The sequence below is a fragment of the Stackebrandtia albiflava genome, from assembly GCF_007994225.1.
Taxonomy (GTDB): domain Bacteria; phylum Actinomycetota; class Actinomycetes; order Mycobacteriales; family Micromonosporaceae; genus Stackebrandtia; species Stackebrandtia albiflava.
In genome coordinates this window covers 16964-39251 of sequence record NZ_VLLL01000012.1, presented here as the reverse complement: position 1 = coordinate 39251, position 22288 = coordinate 16964, and the positions used below count along the sequence as shown (strand labels likewise).

19 protein-coding genes are annotated in these 22288 nt (G+C 70.6%); 8 read left to right on the top strand and 11 right to left on the bottom strand.

Annotated elements, in window-relative coordinates:
• Nucleotides 1-24 precede the first annotated feature (24 nt).
• From LX16_RS25470 to LX16_RS25460, 3 genes are read right to left on the bottom strand one after another with little or no spacing between them, the layout of a single operon-like run.
• Nucleotides 25-912, bottom strand: coding sequence for an ABC transporter permease (locus LX16_RS25470; RefSeq protein ID WP_147144520.1), 888 nt, complete (start codon nucleotides 910-912; stop codon nucleotides 25-27).
• On the bottom strand, nucleotides 909-1877 hold the full coding sequence (locus LX16_RS25465; RefSeq protein WP_147144519.1) for an ABC transporter permease: 969 nt from the start codon (nucleotides 1875-1877) through the stop codon (nucleotides 909-911). Before LX16_RS25465 ends, LX16_RS25470 begins: the two co-directional genes overlap by 4 nt.
• 59 nt (nucleotides 1878-1936) lie before the next feature.
• Nucleotides 1937-3472: an ABC transporter substrate-binding protein gene (locus LX16_RS25460; protein WP_147144518.1), complete on the bottom strand. Its 1536-nt coding sequence runs from the start codon at nucleotides 3470-3472 to the stop codon at nucleotides 1937-1939.
• A gap of 262 nt (nucleotides 3473-3734) precedes the next feature.
• Here LX16_RS25460 and LX16_RS25455 point away from each other — a divergent pair, with 262 nt between their 5' ends.
• Nucleotides 3735-4583, top strand: a complete 849-nt coding sequence (locus tag LX16_RS25455) for an SIS domain-containing protein (protein WP_147144607.1) — start codon at nucleotides 3735-3737, stop codon at nucleotides 4581-4583.
• A gap of 52 nt (nucleotides 4584-4635) precedes the next feature.
• Here the strand turns inward: LX16_RS25455 and LX16_RS25450 are convergent, their stop codons facing one another.
• The 3 genes from LX16_RS25450 to LX16_RS25440 all read right to left on the bottom strand — a co-directional run bounded on the left by LX16_RS25450 (nucleotide 4636) and on the right by LX16_RS25440 (nucleotide 10001).
• Complete coding sequence (locus tag LX16_RS25450; protein ID WP_147144517.1) at nucleotides 4636-5880, bottom strand: serine hydrolase domain-containing protein; 1245 nt, start codon at nucleotides 5878-5880, stop codon at nucleotides 4636-4638.
• 157 nt (nucleotides 5881-6037) lie between these two features.
• Nucleotides 6038-8308: a pentapeptide repeat-containing protein gene (locus LX16_RS25445; protein ID WP_147144516.1), complete on the bottom strand. Its 2271-nt coding sequence runs from the start codon at nucleotides 8306-8308 to the stop codon at nucleotides 6038-6040.
• A 58-nt stretch (nucleotides 8309-8366) separates the two neighbouring features.
• On the bottom strand, nucleotides 8367-10001 hold the full coding sequence (locus LX16_RS25440) for a DNA repair helicase XPB (RefSeq protein ID WP_147144515.1): 1635 nt from the start codon (nucleotides 9999-10001) through the stop codon (nucleotides 8367-8369).
• Between the two features lie 236 nt (nucleotides 10002-10237).
• Between LX16_RS25440 and LX16_RS25435 the strand changes: the two genes are divergently transcribed.
• The 3 genes from LX16_RS25435 (at nucleotide 10238) to LX16_RS25425 (ending at nucleotide 13823) form a co-directional block, all read left to right on the top strand.
• The gene (locus LX16_RS25435) at nucleotides 10238-11041 is read left to right on the top strand and encodes a L,D-transpeptidase family protein (RefSeq protein ID WP_147144514.1); all 804 of its coding nucleotides are present in this window, start codon (nucleotides 10238-10240) and stop codon (nucleotides 11039-11041) included.
• A gap of 185 nt (nucleotides 11042-11226) precedes the next feature.
• The gene (locus tag LX16_RS25430; RefSeq protein ID WP_158645743.1) at nucleotides 11227-12045 is read left to right on the top strand and encodes an ATP-binding cassette domain-containing protein; all 819 of its coding nucleotides are present in this window, start codon (nucleotides 11227-11229) and stop codon (nucleotides 12043-12045) included.
• Nucleotides 12042-13823 (top strand): YhgE/Pip family protein, encoded by a 1782-nt coding sequence (locus tag LX16_RS25425; protein WP_147144512.1) that lies wholly within the window; start codon nucleotides 12042-12044, stop codon nucleotides 13821-13823. The genes LX16_RS25430 and LX16_RS25425 overlap by 4 nt, the downstream gene beginning before the upstream one ends.
• Before the next feature lie 175 nt (nucleotides 13824-13998).
• Here the strand turns inward: LX16_RS25425 and LX16_RS25420 are convergent, their stop codons facing one another.
• Entirely contained in the window at nucleotides 13999-14886 is an 888-nt protein-coding gene (locus LX16_RS25420; protein WP_147144511.1) for a serine hydrolase, read from the bottom strand.
• 179 nt (nucleotides 14887-15065) lie between these two features.
• Here LX16_RS25420 and LX16_RS25415 point away from each other — a divergent pair, with 179 nt between their 5' ends.
• The 4 genes from LX16_RS25415 (at nucleotide 15066) to LX16_RS25400 (ending at nucleotide 19359) form a co-directional block, all read left to right on the top strand.
• On the top strand, nucleotides 15066-16532 hold the full coding sequence (locus tag LX16_RS25415) for an arylsulfatase (RefSeq protein ID WP_147144510.1): 1467 nt from the start codon (nucleotides 15066-15068) through the stop codon (nucleotides 16530-16532).
• Nucleotides 16533-16651: 119 nt separating this feature from the next.
• On the top strand, nucleotides 16652-17647 hold the full coding sequence (locus tag LX16_RS25410) for an alpha/beta hydrolase (protein ID WP_147144509.1): 996 nt from the start codon (nucleotides 16652-16654) through the stop codon (nucleotides 17645-17647).
• A 256-nt stretch (nucleotides 17648-17903) separates the two neighbouring features.
• Nucleotides 17904-18764 carry an ATP-dependent sacrificial sulfur transferase LarE gene (gene larE / locus LX16_RS25405; RefSeq protein ID WP_147144508.1) on the top strand — a complete coding sequence of 287 codons (861 nt, stop codon included), beginning with the start codon at nucleotides 17904-17906 and terminating at the stop codon, nucleotides 18762-18764.
• A 118-nt stretch (nucleotides 18765-18882) separates the two neighbouring features.
• Nucleotides 18883-19359 carry a potassium channel family protein gene (locus LX16_RS25400; RefSeq protein WP_211354773.1) on the top strand — a complete coding sequence of 159 codons (477 nt, stop codon included), beginning with the start codon at nucleotides 18883-18885 and terminating at the stop codon, nucleotides 19357-19359.
• Nucleotides 19360-19499: 140 nt separating this feature from the next.
• On the opposite strand, the gene LX16_RS25395 is transcribed toward LX16_RS25400, so the two are convergent.
• The 4 genes from LX16_RS25395 to mqnB all read right to left on the bottom strand — a co-directional run bounded on the left by LX16_RS25395 (nucleotide 19500) and on the right by mqnB (nucleotide 22245).
• The gene (locus LX16_RS25395) at nucleotides 19500-20171 is read right to left on the bottom strand and encodes an LPXTG cell wall anchor domain-containing protein (protein ID WP_147144507.1); all 672 of its coding nucleotides are present in this window, start codon (nucleotides 20169-20171) and stop codon (nucleotides 19500-19502) included.
• 91 nt (nucleotides 20172-20262) lie between these two features.
• Entirely contained in the window at nucleotides 20263-20664 is a 402-nt protein-coding gene (locus LX16_RS28335; RefSeq protein ID WP_147144506.1) for a cold shock domain-containing protein, read from the bottom strand.
• Nucleotides 20665-20804: 140 nt separating this feature from the next.
• Nucleotides 20805-21620: an MqnA/MqnD/SBP family protein gene (locus LX16_RS25385; protein WP_147144605.1), complete on the bottom strand. Its 816-nt coding sequence runs from the start codon at nucleotides 21618-21620 to the stop codon at nucleotides 20805-20807.
• Nucleotide 21621: 1 nt separating this feature from the next.
• Nucleotides 21622-22245 (bottom strand): futalosine hydrolase, encoded by a 624-nt coding sequence (gene mqnB, locus LX16_RS25380; RefSeq protein ID WP_211354772.1) that lies wholly within the window; start codon nucleotides 22243-22245, stop codon nucleotides 21622-21624.
• Nucleotides 22246-22288 lie beyond the last annotated feature (43 nt).

The window sequence follows — 22288 nt, the reverse complement described above, 5'->3', positions numbered from 1 at the left end:
TCCTTGTGACGAGCGGGGCGCGGCTCATCGCCGTCCCCGGTTGCGCGGGTCGAGGGTGTCGCGGAGCCCGTCACCGAGCAGGTTGAGGCCGACGACCAGCAGCACCACGACGGCGCCGGGGGCGATCATCGTCCACGGCGCGACGGTCAGCAGCGCGCGGGCGTCGTAGATCATCAGGCCCAGGGACGGTGCCGGCGGCGGGGTGCCGAGCCCGAGGAAGCTCAGCGACGCCTCCGTCAGGACCGCCCACGACAGCGACAGGGTGACCTGCACGATGATGATCGAGGTGATGTTGGGCAGTACGTGCCGCATCATGATCGCCGACTTGCGTTGCCCGGTGCTGGTGGCGGCCTTGACGTACTCGATCTCCCGCAGCGTCAGTACGGGTCCCCGCACGACGCGGATGAAGATCGGCACGTACACCACGGCGATCGCGACGGCGATGGTGAACCAGTTGCGGGTGAACACCGACGCCAGCGCCAACGCCAGCAGCAGCGGCGGGAACGCGAACAGGACGTTGGTGACACCGCCGATCGCGCTGTCGGAGAAACCCCGGTAGAACCCGGCGACGAGACCGCCGAGCGTGCCGACGACCGCCGCGAACGCGACCGCGACGACGGCGATGAGCGCGGAGTTGGCGACGCCCGCCGCGACCCGGGAGAACACGTCCCGGCCGAACTGGTCGGTGCCGAGGAGGTGGTCGCCCGACGGCGGCAGCAGCCGGCTGGGCGGGTCCTGGGCGATGGCGTCGTACGGCATGAGTCCCGCGAACGACGCGAGGCTGAACAGGACGAGCACGCCGACGATGATGAGTCCGGCGCGTCCGCTGCCGGAACGCCACAGGCTGCGGAGCCGTCCGGAACCGGACCGGGTCGCGGGCGGCAGTTGCGCGGTCTGGCTGATGTCGGTCATGAGCGCACCCGAGGATCGATGACCCGGTAGAGCAGGTCGGTCAGCAGGTTGACGATGACGAAGGTCAACGCGATGACGAGCACGGTGCTCTGCACCAGCGCGTACTCCTTCTGTTGGATGCCCAGCAGCACCTGCCGTCCGATGCCGGGGACCGAGAAGATCTGTTCGACGACGACCGCGCCGCCCAGCAGGTAACCGAACTGGAGGCCGGTCATGGTGACGATCGGGACCAGCGCGTTGCGCAGCACGTGCCGCAGTTGCAGCCGCCGCGGCGGGACGCCCTTGGCACGGGCGGTGCGGATGAAGTCGTCGGAGCGGACTTCGAGGACGGCGGTGCGGGTGGTGCGCATGATGGGGGCGGCGATACCGAATCCCAGTACCAGTGCCGGAAGCAGCATCTGCTGCAGGTTCAGTAGCGGGTCGGTGAACAGGGGCGCGAAGCCGCGGCCGTTGGGGTTGAACCCGAACCAGGTCGCCAGCAGTGACAGCAGCATCGTCGCCAGCAGGAACGCCGGGACGGACAGTCCGGCGAGTCCGACGGTCTGGCCGAGTCCGTCGCGCAGCGAGTCGGGTTTCGACGCCGACAGCATGCCCAGCGGGATCCCGATGACGAGCGCGAACAGGATCGACAGGACGGCCAGCTCGAACGTCACCGGCAGGGCCGCCAGGGTGAGGTCCAGGACGCTGGCCTGGGCGCGGGACGAGAAACCGAGGTTGCCGGTGAGCAGGTTCCCCATCCAGGAGAAGAACTGGGTGATAAGCGGCTGGTCCAGGCCGTAGTAGCTCTCCAGGGCGGCGCGTTGCGCGGGGGTGAGTGCCGCGGCCTCGGTGCCCAGGTTGGCGCTGATCTGGTCGCCCGGAATTGCCCGCAGCATCACGAAGACGAACACCGCGACCCCGAACAGGGTCAGCAGTGCCGCCGCGAGCCGCTTGACCACGCGGTTGCGGGCGATGGTTCGGAGCATGGCCTGGTCCTTCCGGTGCACCGGCGGGCCACGACGTCGTGGCCCGCCGGTGGTTCGGGTTACTTGAACGTGGTGGTGCGCAGGTACTGCAGGGATCCGGTGGCGACGGGGACGAAACCGTCGACGTTCGAGGTGGTCGCGGTGAAGGTGTAGCTGGTGAACAGCCAGATCCACGCCGCGTTGTCCTCCAGTTCCCGGCTGACCTGTGCGTAGATCTCCTTGCGTTCCGCCTCGTCGGAGGTGGCGCGTCCCTGCGCGAACAGTTCGTCCAGTTCGGGGGAGCTGTACCCGGCGACGGGGTTGAGGTTGCCGTCGCTGGTGAAGTACCGGCCGTACATGCCGTCCGGGTCCTGCCGTCCGCCGTTGAGGGCGATGGCGGCCTCGAACTCGCCGGCGATCCAGGCGTCGACGAACGCGCCGGACTCCAGGACCTCGAAGTCGAGTTCGATGTTCGCCTCGGCGAGCTGGTCCTTCAGGTTCTGCGCCTCGTCGACGGAGCTGGCGTACTCGCCCTGCGACACGATGGCGTCGATGGTGACGCCGTCCTCCATGCCGGCTTCGGCGAGGTACTCGGCGGACTTGTCGAGGTCACGTGTCGGGCAGGGCCGCGCCGCGGGGTCCGACTTGTACGCCGGGGAGGTGATGGGGCCGGTGACCTCGCCCTCGCCGAACGCGGCGGTGTCGAGGACCTCCTGGCGGTCGATGGCGCACTGGATCGCCAACCGGACGTTGACGTCGGAGACGTCGCCGTTGTGGGCGTTGAGCTGCAGGGTGTGGTAGCTCAGCTGCGGCGTCTCGGCCACGTCGAGGCCCATGTCGGTGGCGGTCTGGGCGACCAGCGGGTTGTCGAACACGGCCAGGTGGACGTTGCCGGACTGCATCGCCGACAGGATCGAGTCCTCGTCGGGGATGACCCGGAACTCGACGGTGTCGAGCGCGGCGGCGTCACCCCAGTAGTTCGGGTTCTTCTTGAGGGTGAGGGACTGGCTGGCGACACGGCCGTCGAACGCGAACGGGCCGGTGCCGTTGGGGGTGGTGTTCAGTTCCTCCTCGGTGTCGTCGCTGGACAGCATCGCCATGTTGACGACGGCGAGGTTGGAGGCGAGCGCGGCGTCGGGAGCGGTCAGCGAGACCTCGACGGTCGCGGGGTCGACGGCGGTGACCTCCTCGACGGAGCCCAGCGAGGACGCGGCGACGGCGGCGGTCTCCTCGGCCTTGATGGCGTCGAGGGAGAACTTGACGTCTTCGGAGTCGAAGTCGCTGCCGTCGGCGAACTTGACGCCCTCCCGCAGGTGGAACGTCACGGTGAGGCCGTCCTCGGACACCTCCCAGGACTCGGCGAGACCGGGGACGACGTTGAGGTCGGCGTCGTACTCGGTGAGGGTGCCGTAGATGTTCTGCAGCACGTTGACGGCCTGGAACTGGGTGGCCTTCCAGGGGAAGAGCGTGTCGGGGTCGGTGGTGACACCGATCACGAACGGCCCTTCGGCTTCGGATTGGGGTGAGCCGGAGCAACCGGCCAGGGCGAGCGCGACGGAGGCGGCGATACCGATCGTCGCGACCGTGCCCCGCCGTGCGCGAGTACCTACGGACATGGTGGCTCCTGGGAGGGAACTGAGCACGATTGACTTCTGACCTCCCGGGCGGCGCCGCCACCTGGGAGAGGGCACAAAAGTACATCATGATCGAGATTCGTGTAACTATGGTTCGCGTAACAATCTCGCGACGGAGCGGTTACCGTGCCGATGCGACGAACATGGATACTTATCGCGATCACCCCACGACCCATCCGTATACGGAGCCCCTGTGACCAGTGATGTAGCCGAGAGGTCCGAGTCCCGTACCGTGCTGGTGCGGATGCGGGCCGCACTGCCGTCGCTGCGGCCGTCGGAACGACGGATCGCGGAGGCGTGCCTGGCCAGTCCGCTCGACGCCGCCAACCGCTCCGTCGCCGAACTCGCGGAGCACTGCCGCACCTCCACCACCTCGGTCGTGCGGTTCTACCACCGCATCGGCTACTCCAGGTACCGCGACCTGCGCGCCGACCTCATCCAGGAGTCCACGAGGGAGAACCTGGAGACGGCGAACCTGCCCTCGGCGTCGGGCGACATCGACCGCGGCGACACCATCGACGACATCGTGTCCAAAGTGGTGTTCAGTGAGACGCTGTCCATCTCCGACACCGGGAACGCCCTCGACCGGGACGCACTCGCCCAGGCCGTCGAGTACGTCCTGGCGGCCCGCCGCGTCGACGGCTTCGGCGTCGGCGCCGGATCCTTCGTCGGCCTCGACCTGCAGCAGAAACTCACCCGGATCGGCCGCACCGCGCTCAACTGGCCCGACTCCGACGCCGCCTGGTCGGCCGCCGCCACCCTCGATCCGTCCTGTGTGGCCGTCGCCATCTCGCACTCGGGCACCACCGCCGCGACCGTGGAGTTCCTGGAACTGGCCCGTTCCGGCGGCGCCCGCACCATCGCCATCACCAACCACGGCGACTCCCCGCTGGCGGAGGCCGCGGACGTCGTCCTCACCACCGCCGCCCGCGAGACCCGGTTCCGGTCAGGCGCCTTCGGCAGCCGCATCGCGCAACTGATGGTGGTGGACTGCCTGTTCATCGGGGTGGCGCAGGCGTCCTACGACCGGTCGCTGTCGGCGCTGCGCAAGACCTACGCCGCGATCCACCGCCCCATCGCCAAACCCCGCTGACACGACGACGCCCCCGCGGTCGTCCGCGAGGGCGTCGGTACGTCGTGCCGGGTCAGTCCTGTCGTGCCCACCGGTCGAGCATGACGCCGTCGAACGGGTCGGTCGCCGACATGGTCGACACCCCGGTCGTGTCCACAGAGCACAGACCGGCGTTGAGCAGGTTCCCCAGCGCCACGGCGACCTCCTGCGACGGTGCCGCCTGGTCGTCGAGCGTCATCGTGAACGAGAACTGCCGGTCGCCGTCGGGGGAGTGGAAGGACATCGTGCTGTAGCCGAAGGTGCCGCCGGTGTGGCCGTAGGCGATGTCCTCCGGAATGGGATCGCAGCCTCCGACCGGGATCGCCTGCAGACCCAGGCCGTAGGAACCCTCCGACTGCGGCGACAGGTCACGCATCGTCGCCAGCGACTCCGGCGACAGCAGCGTCCCGTCCGACAACGCCGCGAACAACCGGTTCACGTCCGCCATGTCGGACACCGCGACACCGGCCGCCCACAGCTGGTTCGGCGCGAACTCGGTGGTGTCGTACCGTTCCGGGTCCTCGACGCCGGACACGAAGTAGGCGCGCGGATGCGGCCCGAGGATGAACGGGCTGTACTGCGGAAGCTGGGTGTCCGACATCCCGGCCGGTGCGAACACCCGGGTCTTGACCTGCCGCTCCCACGAGGTGCCGGTGAGCTCCTCGATGATCATGCCGGCCAGGTAGTAGTTCGTGTTCGAGTAGCTGAACTGCGAACCCGGCGTGAAGTACAGCGGATCGGCGGTGGCCTTGCTCACCAGCCGCTGCGGCGTGTAGTACCGCCACCGCTCCGTCTGGATGTCCTCATAGGAGCCCTCGAGGAGCGACGGGTACACCTTCAGGAAGTAGTCCGGGATTCCGCTGGTGTGGTTCAGCAGCTGGGTGACCGTGATCGGCTCGGTGTAGGGCACCGTGCCCGGCAGCAGCTCCTGGACGGTGTCGGTGAGCTCCAGTTTCCCCTCCTCGACGAGCTGGAGCACCACGGTCGACACCATCGTCTTCGTCACCGAACCGATGCGGACCAGATCCGTGGGCCGGGTGTCGATGCCGGTCCACGGGTCCCGGTCGCCCGCCGCGCCGGCCCACGTCTCGTCACCGTCGCGGGCCTCCGCGACGACCGAGGGGACACCCACGTCGACGAGGGCGTCCATGGTGCGTTCCAGCAGGGCGGGGTCGAGCGCGGAATCGGACGGGGTGGCCGCGGGGTCGGCGGAGGCGACACCGGGGAGGACGAGCGCTCCCAGCATCGCGGCGGCGGCCAGGGTCAGTGGTCTACGCATGTCGCAAGATTAATGATCATGACGTGTACCGGCGTCCTTCCCGGTGGCGAAACCCCTCTCCACCCACAGGACTACCCGCTCGCCCTCCGGGAGTAGAAACGTCCCGTCACCGGAGTGGACACACAGGACGGTCGCGGCTCGATTCTGGGGAATCGCCTCACGGTGGTCGTAACCTCGTCAACCTTCGCCACCCCGACTTCATCCAGCCGTCGGTGAACGGCGTGAACTCCCAACCGGTCGGCCAGGTATGGCCCACGTTCATGACCGCGCACGCGCCATCACAGTCGAGGACGACACCCTTTGCGAGCTGGACGCCGCCGAACCAGGCCCGCGCGCCGAACCGGGTTCCGACGAACCATGCGTCCGTCTCGAACCGGGCACCGTTGAACCCGACGTCACCACCGAACTCCGTTGCGGAGAACCGGCTGCGACCGGCGAACTCCGTCCCGGTGAACCGGGCGGCCCCCGCGAAGACCGCACGGCTGAAATCGGCTTCGGCCTGGAATGTGGGAGCCCCGATCATGCGAGCGGGATTGGACCTACCTCCACCGCCGTAGGTCGCTCCACTGCCGAACCAGGCGTCCGAGGCGAACCGGGCCTTCCCGAACCGGACGTCGGCGGCGAACCGCGTCTCCCCGAACCACGCCTGACCGTCGAAGCGTGCCTCCGTGAACCGTGTCTCCCCGTGGAACCGTGCCCGCTCGAATCTGGCCACGCCACCGAACCGTGCCGCGACGAAACCGGTGCGTCCGGGGAACTCCGCGTCGTCGAACCACGTCGCCCCGGCGAACCGTCCACTTGAGAAGTCGACGTCTCCGCCGAACCGCACACCGCTGAACCAGGCTCCTCCGAGGAGCCCCCTACCGGTGAACTCCGCTTCGGTGAATCGGGCGTCCCCGGCGAACCACGCCTTCCCGAACCCGGCGCCGCCCAGGAACCGCGTCGCCTCGAATCCGGCGTGCCCGGAGAACCACACGCCGGTGAACCCGGCGCGCCCGGAGAACCACGTCATATCGAACCGGGCCGTCTTTCCGAACCGCGCCTCATCGAAGACGGCGTCGCCCTCGAACCGTGCCCGGCTGAATCGGGTGGACTTGTCGAACCGCGCCTCGTGGAACTCGGCCCGGCCGCCGAACCGGGTGTCCTCGAACCTCACCGACCCGCCGAACCACGCCTTCCCGAACCCCGCGTCTCCGACGAATTGAGCGTCGTTGAACCGGCAGGCCCGGTGGAACTCCGTCTCCGCGAAATCCGCAGTCCCGTCGAACCAGGCCCGGTCGAACTCGGATTCACGTGTGAAGCGTGCCTTCCCGAACCCCGCGTGCTCGGCGAACCGCGCATCGCCGAACCCGGCCTCCCGGTCGAACTCCACCCCGGCGAACCCGGCCGCGTCCTCGAACCGTGTCCCACGGAAACCCGTGACCCCGGCGAACCGCGCCCGCCCGAACTCGGCGTCCTCGGCGAACAGCGCCCTGTCGAACCGGGCCGCACCCGCGAACCGTGCCGCGACGAACCGGGAGTCGCCGTGGAACCGGGTGCGGGTGAAGTCGGCTTCGGGGAGGTGGCAGTCGCTGAGGTCGACGTCGACGAGGGTGGCGCCGCGCAACTCGATCCGGTCCAGACGCCAGTATCCGGCGGGCTCTTCCGGTGGTGGATCGTCTCGGCAGGCGGCGGTATCTCGGGGATCGGTGAGGTGGCGCTGTAGGAGGCGTTGCGCGGTGGCGCGCACCTCGTACTCCTGTTCTCGCGTCTCCTCGGCCGCGTGGTCTTCCACGGAAGCCGTGAGATAGGCGTCCACCGTGGAATCGATCGGCCCCGATCCGGTGTCGGCCGTCTCGCCGAACACCCGTCGCGGTGGGGTGAACGGCTGCCGCAGGTAGGCGCACCAGATGTCGGCGATGACCTGCCGATGACCGGAATGGTTCTGGCCCAACCGGTCCAGGGCGTACAGCGCCGCCAGTCTCACCGGTGCCCTCTCGTGCCCGAGCTGTTCGGCGGCGGCCATGTAAAGGTCGGTGATGCGACGTTCGGTGGCGTCGTGCCTCACCTGGTCCGCGTTCTCCAGATCGAGGCGGTGCCTGCGGTCGGCCTCTTCCCTGGTGTGGTGCAGCGACTCCAGTTCGATCCGGTGCCGCCGGTCGGCCTCGGTGCGGTTGTCGTCGGCGACCCGGGTCGCGAGTTCGTGCGCCCGCTCCTGGCTCCACTGCCGGCGGATCACCACGACCAGCGTCACCAGGCCACCGGCACCCACCATCGCGGTCAACACGGTGCGGATCGCATCCACGTTGCCCGACGCGGCCCCGCCGGTCCCGGTGTCCACCAGCAACCAGGTGCCCCAACCCATGACCGCGATGAAGCCCAGGCCCGAGCAGACGGCACCCGTCCATATGACGGCACTCCGCCACCGCGCCAACCGGACTCGGCCCATCACACCATCGTCCACGCCCGCGCGAACCACGGCAAGCGGCAGGAGGGCGCTCCGGCCTTCAGACGTCGGCGGAGTCCATTATGGTGTAAGCGTAGCCCTGTTCCGCCAGGAAGCGCTGCCGGTGCGCGGCGTACTCGGTGTCCACGGTGTCCCGTGACACCACGGTGTAGAAGTGCGCGGTACGGCCGTCCGCCTTCGGGCGGAGCACCCGGCCGAGCCGCTGCGCCTCCTCCTGCCGGGAACCGAAACTCCCCGACACCTGGATCGCCACCGTCGCCTCCGGCAGGTCGATGGAGAAGTTCCCCACCCGTGACACCACCAGGGTCCGCAGTTCTCCCGACCGGAACGCCGCGAACAACTCCTCACGCTGTTTCGTGCGGGTGTTCCCCTGCACCAGCGGCGCGTCCAACCGCGCCGCCAACGCCTCCAACTGGTCCAGGTACGCGCCGATCACCAGGATCTGCTCACCCGGATGCCGCGCCACCAGCGACTCCACGACCGGGAGCTTGCTGTCCATGGTCGCGGCGGCCCGGTACCGGTCCACCTCCTCGCACACCGCGTACGCCATCCGCTCGGCGTCGGTGAGGGTGACCCGCACCTCCGTGCAGCGCGCCGGGGCGATCCAGCCCTGCGCCTCCACGTCCCGCCACGGCGCGTCGAACCGCTTCGGGCCGATCAGCGAGAACACGTCCGCCTCCCGGCCGTCCTCGCGGACCAGCGTCGCCGTCAGCCCGAGCCGCCGCCGCGCCTGCAGATCCGCCGAGAACCGGAAGATCGGTGCGGGAAGCAGATGCACCTCGTCGTACACGACCAGACCCCAGTCCCGGGCGCCGAACACGTCGAGGTGACGGAACTCGCCCCTGCTGCGCGCCGTCAACACCTGGTAGGTCGCGATCGTGACCGGCCTGATCTCCTTGCGCTCCCCCGAGTACTCGCCGATCTCGTCCTCGGTGAGGCTGGTCCGGGCGACCAGTTCCCGCCGCCACTGGTGCACCGACACGGAGTTGGTGACCAGGATCAACGTCGTCGCCGACGCCTGCGCCATCGCGGCGGCGCCCACGAGCGTCTTCCCCGCGCCGCACGGCAGCACCACGACCCCGGAACCACCCGCCCAGAACGCGTCCACCGCCTGCCGCTGGTACGGGCGCAGCGTCCAGCCGTCCTCGGCGAGCTTGATCGGGTGGGACTCGCCGTCGACGTGACCGGCGTGGTCCTCGGCGGGCCAGCCCAGCTTCAACAGCGCCTGCTTCAGCCGGCCGCGTTCACTGGCGTGTACGACGACGGTCTCGTCGTCGATGCGGGTTCCCAGCATCCCGGCGAGCTTGCGGCTGCGGGACACCTCCGTCAGGACCACCTTGTCGACACCGTGCAGGACGAGGCCGTGCGTGGGGTGTTTCCGCAGTTCGAGGCGCCCGTACCGGTCCATGGTCTCGGTGAGGTCCAGCAGCAGCGCGTGCGGGACGGGGAACCGGGCATACGTCAGGAGGGCGTTGACGACGGTCTCGGCGTCGTGGCCGGCGGCACGCGCGTTCCACAGCCCCAGCGGCGTCAACCGGTACGTGTGGATGTGCTCGGGGGCACGTTCCAGCTCCGCGAAGGGCGCTATCGCGAGCCTGCACTCGTCCGCGAGCGGGTGGCCGGTCTCCAACAGCAACGTCTTGTCGCTCTGCACGATCAAAGGTCCACCGGTCACCGTCACCTGCTCCTCACCGCACGGGGCCGCCGAGTCGATCTACCAGTCTGGCACGAACCGCCGACGTCAGCCGGAACGCGAATGGCACGACCTGGGGAGTCCGCGGCCCCGAACCCGCGCGAGGCTGGACGAGTCGTGACGGTGACCACTTCGGTCACGTTTCTATTACGACGGCAACCAGACGGGTGCCCGCTTCCGTCTCAGATGCAAAGCCCGTTCCCGGGGGAGTGATCCACATGAAAATCCGTCGGCCCATCGTGGTGGCCGCCGCCCTCGCCGTCGCGTTGACCGTCGGCGTGAGCGCCTTCGCCTGGGCCGGTTCCGGCGACGACCGAGGCGTCATCGCCGAGCCCGTCTCCGACACCGCCGAGCCCGAGACCGACACCGAGACTCCCGAGCCCGACCCGCAGGAGGAGACCCAGACCGCCACGCCCACGGTCGACCACGACTGCGGCGACACCGGTCCCCACCAGAAGCAGGTCGAGGAGATCCTCGCCGACCTGGGCGGCTACGGCGAGGTGTTCGTCGACGGTGAGCAGTCCAGGGAGGACTGCGAGGCCATCACCGAGTTCCAGGAGCGGATGGGCATCTCCCCGGCGGAGGGTCACGCCGGTGACCTCACCCGGGACGTCGCGGTGCGCATCCACGAGTCCGACCTGGACAAGTGCGACCCGGGCGGCGGCATCGTCGTCTGCATCGACCTCACCCACCAGACCCTGTGGGTGACCGACGTCGGGGAGATCGTCTACGGCCCGACGATCGTGCGCACCGGCATGGCCGGCCAGTACAAGACCCAGACCGGCAAGCTGGAGATCACCAACCGGGCCGAACAGGAGTGGTCCAAGCCCTACAAGGTGTGGCTGCCGTACTGGCAGCACTTCTACATGGGACAGGGCCTGCACGAGACCACCACCTACATCCACGACTCCTTCGGCTCGCACGGCTGCGTCAACCTGCTCCACGAGGACGCCGTGGCCCTGTACGAGATGCTCGACGTGGGAGACGTACTGCACATCTTCGGCAACAAGCCGGGGACCTGATACCTGGGGCGGGGCACGGTGGCGGCACGGGACCGCGGTGGGTCGCGGTACCTCCGCCACCGACGCGCCGTGACCGGGTCGGGCTTTCACGAGCAGCCCGACCCGGTCGCGGTGGCGCACGACCCACGCGCACGTTACCGGTCGGTAATATCACGGTGTGTCGCCGCCGGTGTGAGAATGACCGGGTGACGGGGAGCGACAACACACCACACCACCCCTCACCCCACCACGCCCCCGGGCCACCCACCCTCTCCGACACCGGTGAACTCCCCGCCGTCGAACTCCCCGACCCCGCCACCCGGCCGCCGCCCTGCGAACCCCCCTACCTGGAGGCACACGGGCTCACCGCCACCGGCCCCGCGGGACCGGTCTACCGCGACGTCGACCTCACCGCCGCCCGAGGCGAACTCGTCGCCCTCGTCGGCGACTCCGGCAGCGGCAAGACCAGCCTCCTACTGACCCTGGCGGGCCGGTTCCGGCACCGCCGCGGACACGTCTCCGTCGGCGGAGACCGTCGCCCCGAGGCGATCCGCCGCAAGGTCGCCGTCGCCGCCGCCGCGCCCGCCGTCACCCTCGACCCCCACCACACCGTCGGTGAACTCATCACCGAGACCATCCTCACCGGTTGCCCCGCCACCCGCGACAACCTCCGCCGCGTCTGGGAACTGCTCGGAGTCGACGCACACACCGGCACCCGGTGCGGCGACCTCGCGCCCGTCGACCGGACGCTGCTCGCGCTCGCGTTCGCCGCCGCCGCCCGCACCCCCGTCATCGCCGTGGACGACGTCGACGCCGGCCTGGGCGGTGTCGCCGCCGCCCGGGTCTGGGCGGCACTGCGGCTACTCGCCGACCAGGACCACGTCGTCATCGCCACCGCCGTCCGGCCCGATCTGACCCCCGACGTCGTCGTCCGGCTCCACCCCGCCACCGGCGGCCTCCCCCGCCCCCACGGCGTCCAGGCCCACACCGTCGTCACGCGGGTCGTCGGAAGGGAGCCGCCATGACCGCGCTACGCCTCGCCCTACTGGAACTACGCCGGTTCCGGGGCCGACCGCTCCGGTGCGTCGTCCTCGGCCTGGTGGTCGCGGTGCCGATCCTGGTGGGCGGCCTGGCCCTGTGGTCGCAGTGGGACCCCTACGGATCGACCGAACGCATCCCCGTCGCGCTCGTCGACCGGGACACCGGCGCGGTCGTGGAGGGACGCCACATCGACGCAGGAGCCGAACTCGCCGGGCAACTCCAGGCCGGCGACGCCTTCGACTGGCATCCCGTCACCGAGACCGAGGCGATCCGAGGCGTCACCGAAGGCGACTACGCCTTCGCCGTCGTCGTACCCGCCGACTTCTCACGCGCCCTCGCCGGAAGCGAACGACCCCACGTCACCGTGCGGCGCGACGACTCCAACGGCTACCTGTCCGGCGTCATCGCCGACACGGCCGCCCTCGACCTGCGGCAGCAGATCGACACCGCCGTGTACGTGACGGCCGCCAAGGCCGCCGTCGGCGACCTCACCCGACTCGACACCGGTGTCGAACAGGCCGCCCACGCCGCCGGCGACCTCACCGACGACGCCCGGAACACCGCCGACCAGGCCGACCGGCTCCACACCGGCCTCACCGACCTCGAACTCGCCGCACAGCGGCTCTCGGAGGACGTCGCCGACCTGCGCGGCGACATCCGACCCGCCGAGTCCACCCTCGCCGGGCGGTGGCCGGCGATCCAGTCGGACTCCCGCGCCGCCGCCGAACTCACCGACGGATTCGCCGGACGCCTCTCCGACATCCACGGGCTGCTGTGCGACGGCGACACCGGCGACGCCTGCCGCGACCTCGACGCCGCCGTCGCCGACGCCCGGGCCATAGACGACGGCGTCACCACACTCGACGAGGACATCCAGTCGTTGTCGCCGGGCGGCGGTGGCGTGACCGACGGACGCATCGACGACCTGGTCGCGGAATCCCAGCGCCTCACCGGCGACACGGCGGCGGCCCGCACCGGCGCCGAACGGCTCGCCGAGGCCACCGACGACTTCGCCTCCGAGTCCGGCGGCCTCGCCGACACGCTGACCGGGACCGCCCGGTCGCTGCCCGCCATGGACCCCGCCCGCAACGCCGCCATCGCGGACCTGCTCGGTTCACCCGTCGACGTGCGAAACGTCAACGCGCACCCGGCCGACGTGTACGGCCGGGGCATGGCGCCACTGTGGTTCGGGATCGCGCTGTGGCTGTTCGCGACCGCCGGGTACCTGGTGTTGCGTTCCTGCAACCCCCGTGCCCTCGCGGGCCGGACCCGCACCGCGACGATCGCGCTCGCGGGATGGCTACCCAGCCTGCCGCTGGCGGTCGCCGCCGTCGCGATCCTGTACGCGGCCGCCGGGCTCGGGCTCGGACTCGACGCGGTCGACCCCGTCGCGACGGTAGCGGTCGCGCTGTCGGGGGCGGCGGTGTTCACCGCGGTCGGGCAACTGCTGCGACTGGTGTGGGGCGGTATGGGGGGTGTCGCCATGCTGGTGCTGTTGACGGTGCAGGTGCCCGCCTCCGGCGGGGCGTATCCGATCCAGACGTCTCCGGCGTTCTTCCAGGCGCTGCATCCGCTGATGCCGATGACGTACCTGGTGGACGCCCTGCGGATCACCGTGACCGGCGGCGAGCCGCGACGGTTGTGGCAGGCGGTGCTGGTGCTCGCGGTGTTCGGTGTCGCGGCGCTGCTGGCGTCCACCCTCGTGACCGCGTATCGCCGCCGCTGGACCGTCGCTCGCCTGCACCCGGTCACCCTGCCGTAGCCGGGGGGCCGGTGGAACGGGGGGCGGGCGTCGCGGCCCGCCCTGGTTCGGGGGCCGCCACTCCTCCTCCCCATGGCGTCGAGCCTACGGCCGGAATCGGGCGGTGTGAAGCCGGTGAACCGAGGGCTGTGGATAACCGGGCGGTTGTGGACGAGGAACCGCGTGGTCCGGTGGCTCAGTGGCCGTCGAGGGCCTGGCGGGCGAGTGCGGCGATCCGTTCGACGTGGGCGACACCGGTCTCGTAGTCGGTGTGGCCGCCGGTCAGCACCGCGATCCGTACCGGCGTCGGCCCACCGACGACACCGACGCTGTGGACCAGCCAGCCGTCCCGTTCGTCCCAGCCGTTCTTCAACCACACCGCCTCGCCGTCCCGCGCGGCGGCACTGATGCCCCACACCTGCCACGGCACCACCTGCGACATGAGGTCCCGCACGACCTCTCGGCTCTCCTCGCTGAGCAGTCCCGGGTCCCACGCCGCCGCCAGCACGTCGAGTTGGTCGGCGGCGGTCGTCTCGTGGGCACCCCACCAGCCGTCCGAGGTGCACAGGCCCGTCCCGCCGGGGACGTCCTCGGGGGCGGTGTCACCGATGATGTCGATGCACAACGTGTCGGTGGCCTCGTTGTCGCTCTCGCTCATCATGCGTCGCGCCAGCGCGTACTCGTCCTGGGGAAGTGGTCCGGACTGCCGGGCCAGCAGCCACCGCACCAGGATCTCCAGCTTGGCGACGCTTGCCGACTCCAGGGCGGGACCGGCGATCTCGTGGCGACCGAGGTCGTCGCCGATCGCCACGGTCGCGGTGAATCCGGGGTGGGCCGCCAGGTAGTCGCCGACCAGTTCCTCCAGCCGGTCCTGCCGGTCCCCGGCGGGGTCGGTCGAGGACTCCGGTTCCGGGGTCGAGGGGATGTCGGAGGCGGACGTGCCGGGGTGCAGCCGCCCGGTGGCGGGGGCGCTCGCGAGGACCGACGCGGTGAGGATGAGCGCCACCAGCGCGGCCACGGCGACGCCGGGCAGCCTACGCGTGAGCTGCCTCCGGTCGGGGAGGAATGAGGGGAGGTTCGGCATCGGATTCGGTTCGGGTTCGTGGGGCGACTCAACTGTCGCCGGTGGACGGCTTCGCCGTCAACACCGCGAGGCGGGTTTCACACGGCGTGGCGTCGCGGGCACCATGTGTCGCCGCGAGCGCGGGGAATGCGCTTGCCGTCCGGGTCTCGCCGCCCCGGCCCCCGACTATGATCACCGCCATGACCGCTGCCGCACTCCCCAACATCGTCCTGATCACGGCCGACCAGTGGCGTGGCGACCACCTGTCGGCCGCCGGTCACCCGGTGGCGCGCACCCCGTTCCTGGACGACCTGGCGCGGCGCGGCACCCGGTTCGATCGCGCGTACACGCCGTCGCCGAGCTGCATCCCCGCGCGTGCGTCGCTGCACACCGGCCTGGCACCCCGCACGCACGGCCGGGTCGGATACGAGGACGGCGTCCCGTGGGACTTCCCGGTGACGATGGCGGGGGAGTTCGGCCGGCAGGGCTACCAGACCCGCGCGATCGGGAAGATGCACGCGGCGCCCGCGCGTAACCGGGTCGGGTTCGACGAGGTGGTGTTGCACGACGGCTACATGCACCACAGCCGCCGTAGGCGTGAGGACCCCCGGTTCACCGACGACTACCGCACCTGGTTGACCCGGCAGCCGGGCCAGACCGTGGACAGCGACTACGCCGACCACGGTGTCGACTGCAACTCGATGGTGGCGCGTCCGTGGCCCCGCGCCGAGCACCTCCACCCCACCAACTGGGTGGTGACGGAGGCCGTGGAGTTCATGTACCGGCGCGACCCCACGCGCCCGTTCTTCCTGAACCTGTCGTTCCACCGGCCGCACCCGCCGTTCGACCCGCCACAGTGGGCGTTCGACCAGTTCATGGCCGCGCCGCCCTACGCACCGGTGGTGGGGGACTGGGCGGGCCGCTTCGACCGGTTCCGCCAGGACGACCGGCCCGACGCACCGGTCGCGGAGTACGACCGGGAGAGTCTGCACCGTGCCCGGGCGGGCTACCTCGGCAACATGGTCCACATAGATCACCAGATCCAGCGGTTCATGGAGGCCGCCGCGGAGTTCGGCTTCACCGTCGAGAACACGTGGTTCTGCTTCACCTCCGATCACGGCGAGATGCTCGGCGAACACCGGTTGTGGCGCAAGTCCTTGCCGTACGAGGGTTCGGCGCGGATCCCGTTCCTGTTGGCCGGGCCGGAGTCGGAGCCGGGCGGCGTCAGCGGTGAACTGGTGACGTTGCAGGACGTGATGCCGACCCTGCTGGACTGTGCGGGTCTGGAGGTCCCGGACGGCCTGGACGGGCGGTCGTTGCGGGCGGTGGCCGCCGGCGGCGCACCCGAGACGCCCCGCGAATACGTCCACATCGAACACAGTTACCAGGGCGGGCAGTCGGTTCACGCCGTGGTGGATCAGCGGTTCAAGTACGTGTGGTTCTCCGGCGACGGCCACGAGCAGTTGTTCGACATGGTGGACGACCGGGAGGAACTGCGGGACCTGGCCGCCGCGCCGGAGTCGGCCGGTGCGCTCGCCGACCGCCGCTCGGTCCTGGTGTCGCTGCTGGCCGACAGCCCGGAGGGCTACGTGGCGGACGGCGCGCTGGTGCCGGGTCGCGAACCGGTGGAGGTGCTGCCCGGCGCGCGCCCCGTGGTGAATTTATAGGTACATATCTAAAAAAGGGGATTTGCCTCTATCACGATACGTCCTCCTTCGATAACCTGGCGTACTCCGCCGTGCCCGCCGCCCGGAGCGACACGGCATCACGTCAGGAGAAGGAAACGATGGACCACACCCCCGCCTCCCCGCCGCTGATCAGCCGCAGGCGGTTGCTGACCGGAGCCGCCGCCGCCACCGTGGCTGGCGCCTTCGCGGGCGGAGCCCTCCGGCCCCGCGCCGCACACGCCGCCGTCGACGGACACGGCCTGCGCATCGTGGACCGGAACGAGAACCCCGGCCGCCTCCAGTACTACCGGTTCGCCACCGACGCCATCGAATGGGACCCCGGCGTCAACGTGCTGCTCCCCGACGGATACCACACCAGCGGGAAACGCTACCCGGTGCTGTACCTGCTGCACGGCGGGAACTCCGACTTCCGGCACTTCCACATGCACGAGAACATCGTCAACCTGACCGCGGGCCGCGAGATCATCGTCGTGATGCCCGACGCGTCCACCGGCTGGTACTCGAACCCGGTGAGCACCAACACGGGACCCCGCAACTGGGAGTTCTTCCACATCGAACAGTTGTTGCGGTGGATCGAACAGAACTTCCGCACCTTCCCCGAATACGACGGCCGCGCCGTCGCCGGGTTCTCCATGGGCGGATTCGGGGCGTTGAAGTACGCCGCCAAGTACTACGGCCATTTCTGTTCGGTCAGCTCCCACTCCGGCCCCGCGAGCCTGCGCCGCGACTTCGGGCTGGTGGTGCACTGGGCGAACGCCACATCCGCCGCGCTCGACCTCGGCGGCGGCACCGTCTACGGTGCGCCGCTGTGGGACGAGGCGCGCGTCAGCGCCGACAACCCGATGGAACGCATCCCGAGCTACCACCACAAGCGGGTGTTCCTGGTCGCGGGTACCTCACCGGACCCGGTGAACTGGTTCGACACCGTCAACGAGACCCAGGTCCTCGCGGGACAACGCGAATTCCGCGCCGCACTCTCGCAGGCGGGCATCCCGCACGAGGGCCTCGAAATGCCCGGCGGGCACGTCTTCCGGCACGACATGTTCGTCCACGACCTCAACGGCATGCTGGCGCGGCTGCGACGCGCCGGCTGACCGGATACGGGCGGGTGGCCCCCTCATGCCAGGGGGCCACCCGGGTCAACGCGGCCGCGATTCCCGTCCCGTGTCTCTTGTGGCCGTTCGAGCCGATCCGTCACATGGCGGGCTTGCGCACGTGTCGCGTACTCCGCGGACAGTCACAGCCACAGTGGACTGAAGGTGAGCGTGCCGGCGGCGTCTCGGCGCGCTCGTCCGTGCCCGCCTTCCGCGTCCCGGCCGTCGGCGGCCCGCGCCGCGCTAGGCTCGCGGCGTGACCACAGCGAACGCCCTCGACACCGACACCGCCGCCCGGCTCGCCACGCTGGAGGACCGGCTGCGTGAACTCGGCGGCGTACTCGTGGCGTTCTCCGGCGGCGCCGACTCCGCGTTCCTGCTGGCAGCCGCCGCCCGCACCCTCGGCACCGACCGGGTCGCCGCCGCCACCGCGGTGTCGGCCAGCCTCCCGGCGGCCGAACTCGCCGCCGCCGCCCGGTTCGCCGCCGACCTGGGTGTCCGGCACCTCACCCCGACCACCGACGAACTGTCCCAGGAGGGATACCGCGCCAACGCCGGCGACCGCTGCTACTTCTGCAAGTCGGAACTGCTGGACACCCTGCTGCCGTTGGCCGCCCGGCACGGTCTCGACCACGTCGCGACCGGCACCAACGCCGACGACGCCGTCGCCGGTTTCCGGCCGGGCATCCGGGCGGCGGCCGAACGCGGCGCGGTCACACCGCTGCGCGACGCCGGGTTCCGCAAGGACCAGGTCCGTGAGGTGTCCCGGATGTGGGGCCTCCCGACGTGGGACAAACCGGCGGCGGCGTGCCTGTCCAGCCGGATCGCCTACGGCGTCCCGGTCACCGGCGGCGGGCTCGCCCGCGTCGGGCGCGCCGAGACGGCACTGCGGCTCGCACTCCACGACGCGGGCCTACCCGTCCGTGACCTGCGGGTACGCGACCTCGGTGACGACACCGCCCGGGTGGAGGTCGACGCCGCGCTCGTGCCACGGTTGCGGGAACGCCCGGAACTGTGGCGGAACCTCGACGGGTTCACCACCGTCGTCCTGGACCCCGCCGGTTTCCGGTCGGGGGCGATGAACGAACTCCTACCCGACCCCGACCGGTACCGCTGAGCATCACCGCGAACCCCGTCCCACCGGGCCGAGACGATGTCACAGTGGAGGCGTCACGTCGTCGGGGGAGGGAGTGGACGTGGACCCGTCGAGCCCACGGGCCGAACGGCGCCGGGCGGTGCGAACCCTCGCGCGCCCGGTCGCCGGTGCGGTGGCCGTCACCGCCGGGTACTTCCTGATCCCGCTCGACACCGGCCGTGACGCCGCCGTCTGGTGGTGGCCGGTGACGTTGGCGGCGGTCACGGCCGTCACGGTGTGGCAGCTGCGCGCGATATCCCGCGACCCGCGGCCCCGGCTGCGGGCGGTGGGCGCGTTCGGGTTCTCGGTGCTGTTGTTCCTGCTGGCGTTCGCCACCGGTTACCGGCTGTCCGGCGACGGCGCGTTCTCCGAACCGCTCGACCGCGTCGACGCCCTGTACTTCACCGTCACGGTCTTCGCGACGGTGGGATTCGGGGACATCACACCCCGCACCGGTGCCGCCCGGCTGCTGGTGACCATTCAGATGCTGTCCGGCCTGGTGATCCTCGGCGCCGCGGTGCGGCTGTTCCTGGCGGCCGTCCGCACCGGGTTGCGACGCCGGACCGGACGGGCGTGAACGCCACCTCGGAGCACCCCGCCGTCACCGGAACGCCGTCACTGCTCCGGTTCCCGCGCCACCGCGTGAACCACCTCGGCGATCTCGGCGGCCTGCTTGCGGTCGGGCGGCGGGCGCCGCACGGACGCCCGCCGGGTGCGTCAGCCGCGCGCCGTGGCGCGCCGGTGCCGCAACGCCAACAGCAGTGCCCCGCCGACGAGGGCGAGGGCGGCGCCGGTGACGATGAGCGGCGTCATCGGAGAACCCGTCACCGGGAGGACGCCTTCGGCCGGTTCCGTGGACTCATCGTCGGACGGTGAGGCGTCACCGGACGGGCTCGCACCGTCCGAGGGGCTCGGCGACTGATCACCGGAGTCGGCCGGGCAGGTGTGGGTCAGGTTGAACTTCGCGCCCGCGCCGACGCCGGTGACCTCCGCGGTCGCGGCGGTCAACGTCCATCCGGCGGGCGTCAGGATGTAGGCCTTGGAGGTGGCCGAGGCGCCGGGGGAGGTGACGATCCCACCCTCGGCGTCCGTGGTGTACACGTGGGTCACTCCGTCGAGGTCGGTGTACGTGGCCGTCACCGAGACGAAGGCGCCCTTGTCTCCACGGTCGGAGGGCAACACGAAGACCCATCCGTCCTGAGTGGAGTCGGAATCGTCCGGCAGGCCGTCACACGAGATGTCGTCGTGGCCTACGGCGGTCGTCGGCACGTTTCCTGGGTTGATGTCGATGCCGACCGTCTCGTCGGCCTGGGCGGCGACCGGCGCGGCGAGGACGACGGCCGCGACGGCGAACGGAACGAGCCGACGCGACACGATGTTGCGGGACAACGTCACTCCTGGGGGATCGGGCGGTGGGGAAGCGCAAGACTAACGGCCCGGCCAGGTGAGGGCAACCGGCCCCGCGGACGGGACCGGTCGGTCACTGCTCCAGTTCCCGCGCCACCGCGTGGACCACCTCGGCGATCTTGGCGGTCTGTTTGCGGTCGGGGCGGCGGCCGTGCCGCAACGGCGGCATCACCTGGTCCTCCAGGACCTTGATCATGTCCTCGATGAGGCCGTGCAGCTCGTCGGGGGAGCGGCGCTGCGGCGCCGGTTCGGCCTTCTTGAGTCGCTGCGGCGCCTCGACCAGCGTCACCGACATCGCCTGCACACCACGGCGGGTGTCCACGATCCCGTACTCCAGTTTCTGGCCGGGCTTGAGATCGGTGACGCCCTCCGGCAGCGCGTCCCGGTGCAGGAACACGTCACTGCCGCCGTCGTCCCGGGAGACGAAGCCAAAACCCTTGTCGGTGTTGTACCACTTGACTCGACCGGTAGGCACAGGCAAACCTCTACTCGCGACGCAGGAACCCATTCGGGCCGCCTCCGTTCCGGTGGCGGCGTGTCCCTAGCGTAGCTGTCCGCTCCGCGCCGCCACCACGCTGTTATGGCCCGGTGGCTCCCGCCGCGGGCGGGTCCGCGTCACCGCAGCCCGGCGATCGGGGGCACCAACCCGGCGGCGGCGGCCCGGCCCAGCAGGTCCGCCACGGCGGCGTGACCGGCGTCGCCGAGGTCCGCGGTGAACTCGTTGACGTACAGGTCGATGTGCCGTCCGGTGACGTCGGCCGACATCTCCTGCGCGTGGGACGCCACGTAGTCGGCGCTCGCCTCCGGATGCCGCCACGCGTACTCCACACTGGAGCGTATCCAGCCGGTGAGGGCGTCGGCGTTGAGTTCCCGGCGCGCCAGGATCGCACCCAACGGGATGGGGTGCCCGGTCTCGCCCTCCCACCACTCACCCAGGTCGGCCAGCATCGTCAGACCGTGCTCGGGGTAGGTGAACCGGGCCTCGTGGATCACCAGCCCGGCGTCGAACCTACCCGCCGCGACACCCGGCATGATCTCCGCGAACGGCACGACCTCGATACGGCCGGGCGCGAACCCGGCCGACCACAACCGGAACAGCAGGTAGGCGGTGGTGCGCTCACCCGGGACCGCGACGGTGGCACCGGCCAGATCCTCGGGGCGGCGCCGGTCCCGGGTGAGGACCAGCGGGCCGCAACCGTGCCCGAGTGCGCCCCCGGTGGGCAGCAACCGGTACCGGTCGAGCAGCCACGGCAACGCCGCGTACGACACCTTCACCACGTCGAACGCCCCGTCGAGGGCGCGCGTGTTGGTGACGTCCACATCGGCGTACGTGACGTCGACGGCGGGGGCGCCGGGGACGAGACCGTGCACCAGCGCGTGGAACACGAACGTGTCGTTCGGGCAGGGCGAGAACGCCAGATTCAGCACGATTTCAGTCCTTCGGGGCGGGAAGCGTCGCGGCGGCGGCGGCCAGGGCGGCGAAACCGGCGTCCCAGTCCCACCCGGCGACGTCACGGTCGCCGACGGCGTTGGAGACGGTCCGGATCTCCGCGAACGGCAGTGCCGCCTGCCGCGCGGCCGTCGCCACACCGAAACCCTCCATGGCCTCGGCGAGCGCGGCGGGGTAACGGGCGGCGAGGGAACCGGCGAGTTCGGCGGTGCCGGTGATGGTGGCGAGGGTCAGCACGGCCCCCCGGTGACCCGCGACGTCACGGGTCAGTGCGGGGTCGCAGCCGATCGTGTTGGTGCCGAAGCCGAGCTCGTCCAACGGTTGGAACCGGTCGGCCAGGGCCACGCCCAGTTCCGCCGAGACCGACTCGGTGGCCACGATCGTGTCACCGATCCGGACCCGGCCGGCGAGGCCACCGGCCACACCGGCGTTGACGACACCCGCGTAGCGGACGCCCTCGGCGGCGGCGGTCGCGATCGCGCGCGCCGTTCCGGCGGCCGCGGCGGCGGGTCCGACGCCCACGCTGACCACCTCGTGCCCGGGTGCCAGGCCGCGCCTGACGGCGTCGGCCTCGGCGGATACGGCGGTGACGATGAGGAGCCTCACGCCGATCACGCTACCGCCGTACCGGTGGCGTCATCGGGCGGCC

Coding starts and splice junctions, on each gene's coding strand:
- LX16_RS25470 (WP_147144520.1), bottom strand. CDS start 912: ATGACCGACATCAGCCAGACCGCGCAACTGCCGCCCGCGACCCGGTCC.
- LX16_RS25465 (WP_147144519.1), bottom strand. CDS start 1,877: ATGCTCCGAACCATCGCCCGCAACCGCGTGGTCAAGCGGCTCGCGGCG.
- LX16_RS25460 (WP_147144518.1), bottom strand. CDS start 3,472: ATGTCCGTAGGTACTCGCGCACGGCGGGGCACGGTCGCGACGATCGGT.
- LX16_RS25455 (WP_147144607.1), top strand. CDS start 3,735: ATGCGGGCCGCACTGCCGTCGCTGCGGCCGTCGGAACGACGGATCGCG.
- LX16_RS25450 (WP_147144517.1), bottom strand. CDS start 5,880: ATGCGTAGACCACTGACCCTGGCCGCCGCCGCGATGCTGGGAGCGCTC.
- LX16_RS25445 (WP_147144516.1), bottom strand. CDS start 8,308: ATGGGCCGAGTCCGGTTGGCGCGGTGGCGGAGTGCCGTCATATGGACG.
- LX16_RS25435 (WP_147144514.1), top strand. CDS start 10,238: ATGAAAATCCGTCGGCCCATCGTGGTGGCCGCCGCCCTCGCCGTCGCG.
- LX16_RS25425 (WP_147144512.1), top strand. CDS start 12,042: ATGACCGCGCTACGCCTCGCCCTACTGGAACTACGCCGGTTCCGGGGC.
- LX16_RS25420 (WP_147144511.1), bottom strand. CDS start 14,886: ATGCCGAACCTCCCCTCATTCCTCCCCGACCGGAGGCAGCTCACGCGT.
- LX16_RS25415 (WP_147144510.1), top strand. CDS start 15,066: ATGACCGCTGCCGCACTCCCCAACATCGTCCTGATCACGGCCGACCAG.
- LX16_RS25410 (WP_147144509.1), top strand. CDS start 16,652: ATGGACCACACCCCCGCCTCCCCGCCGCTGATCAGCCGCAGGCGGTTG.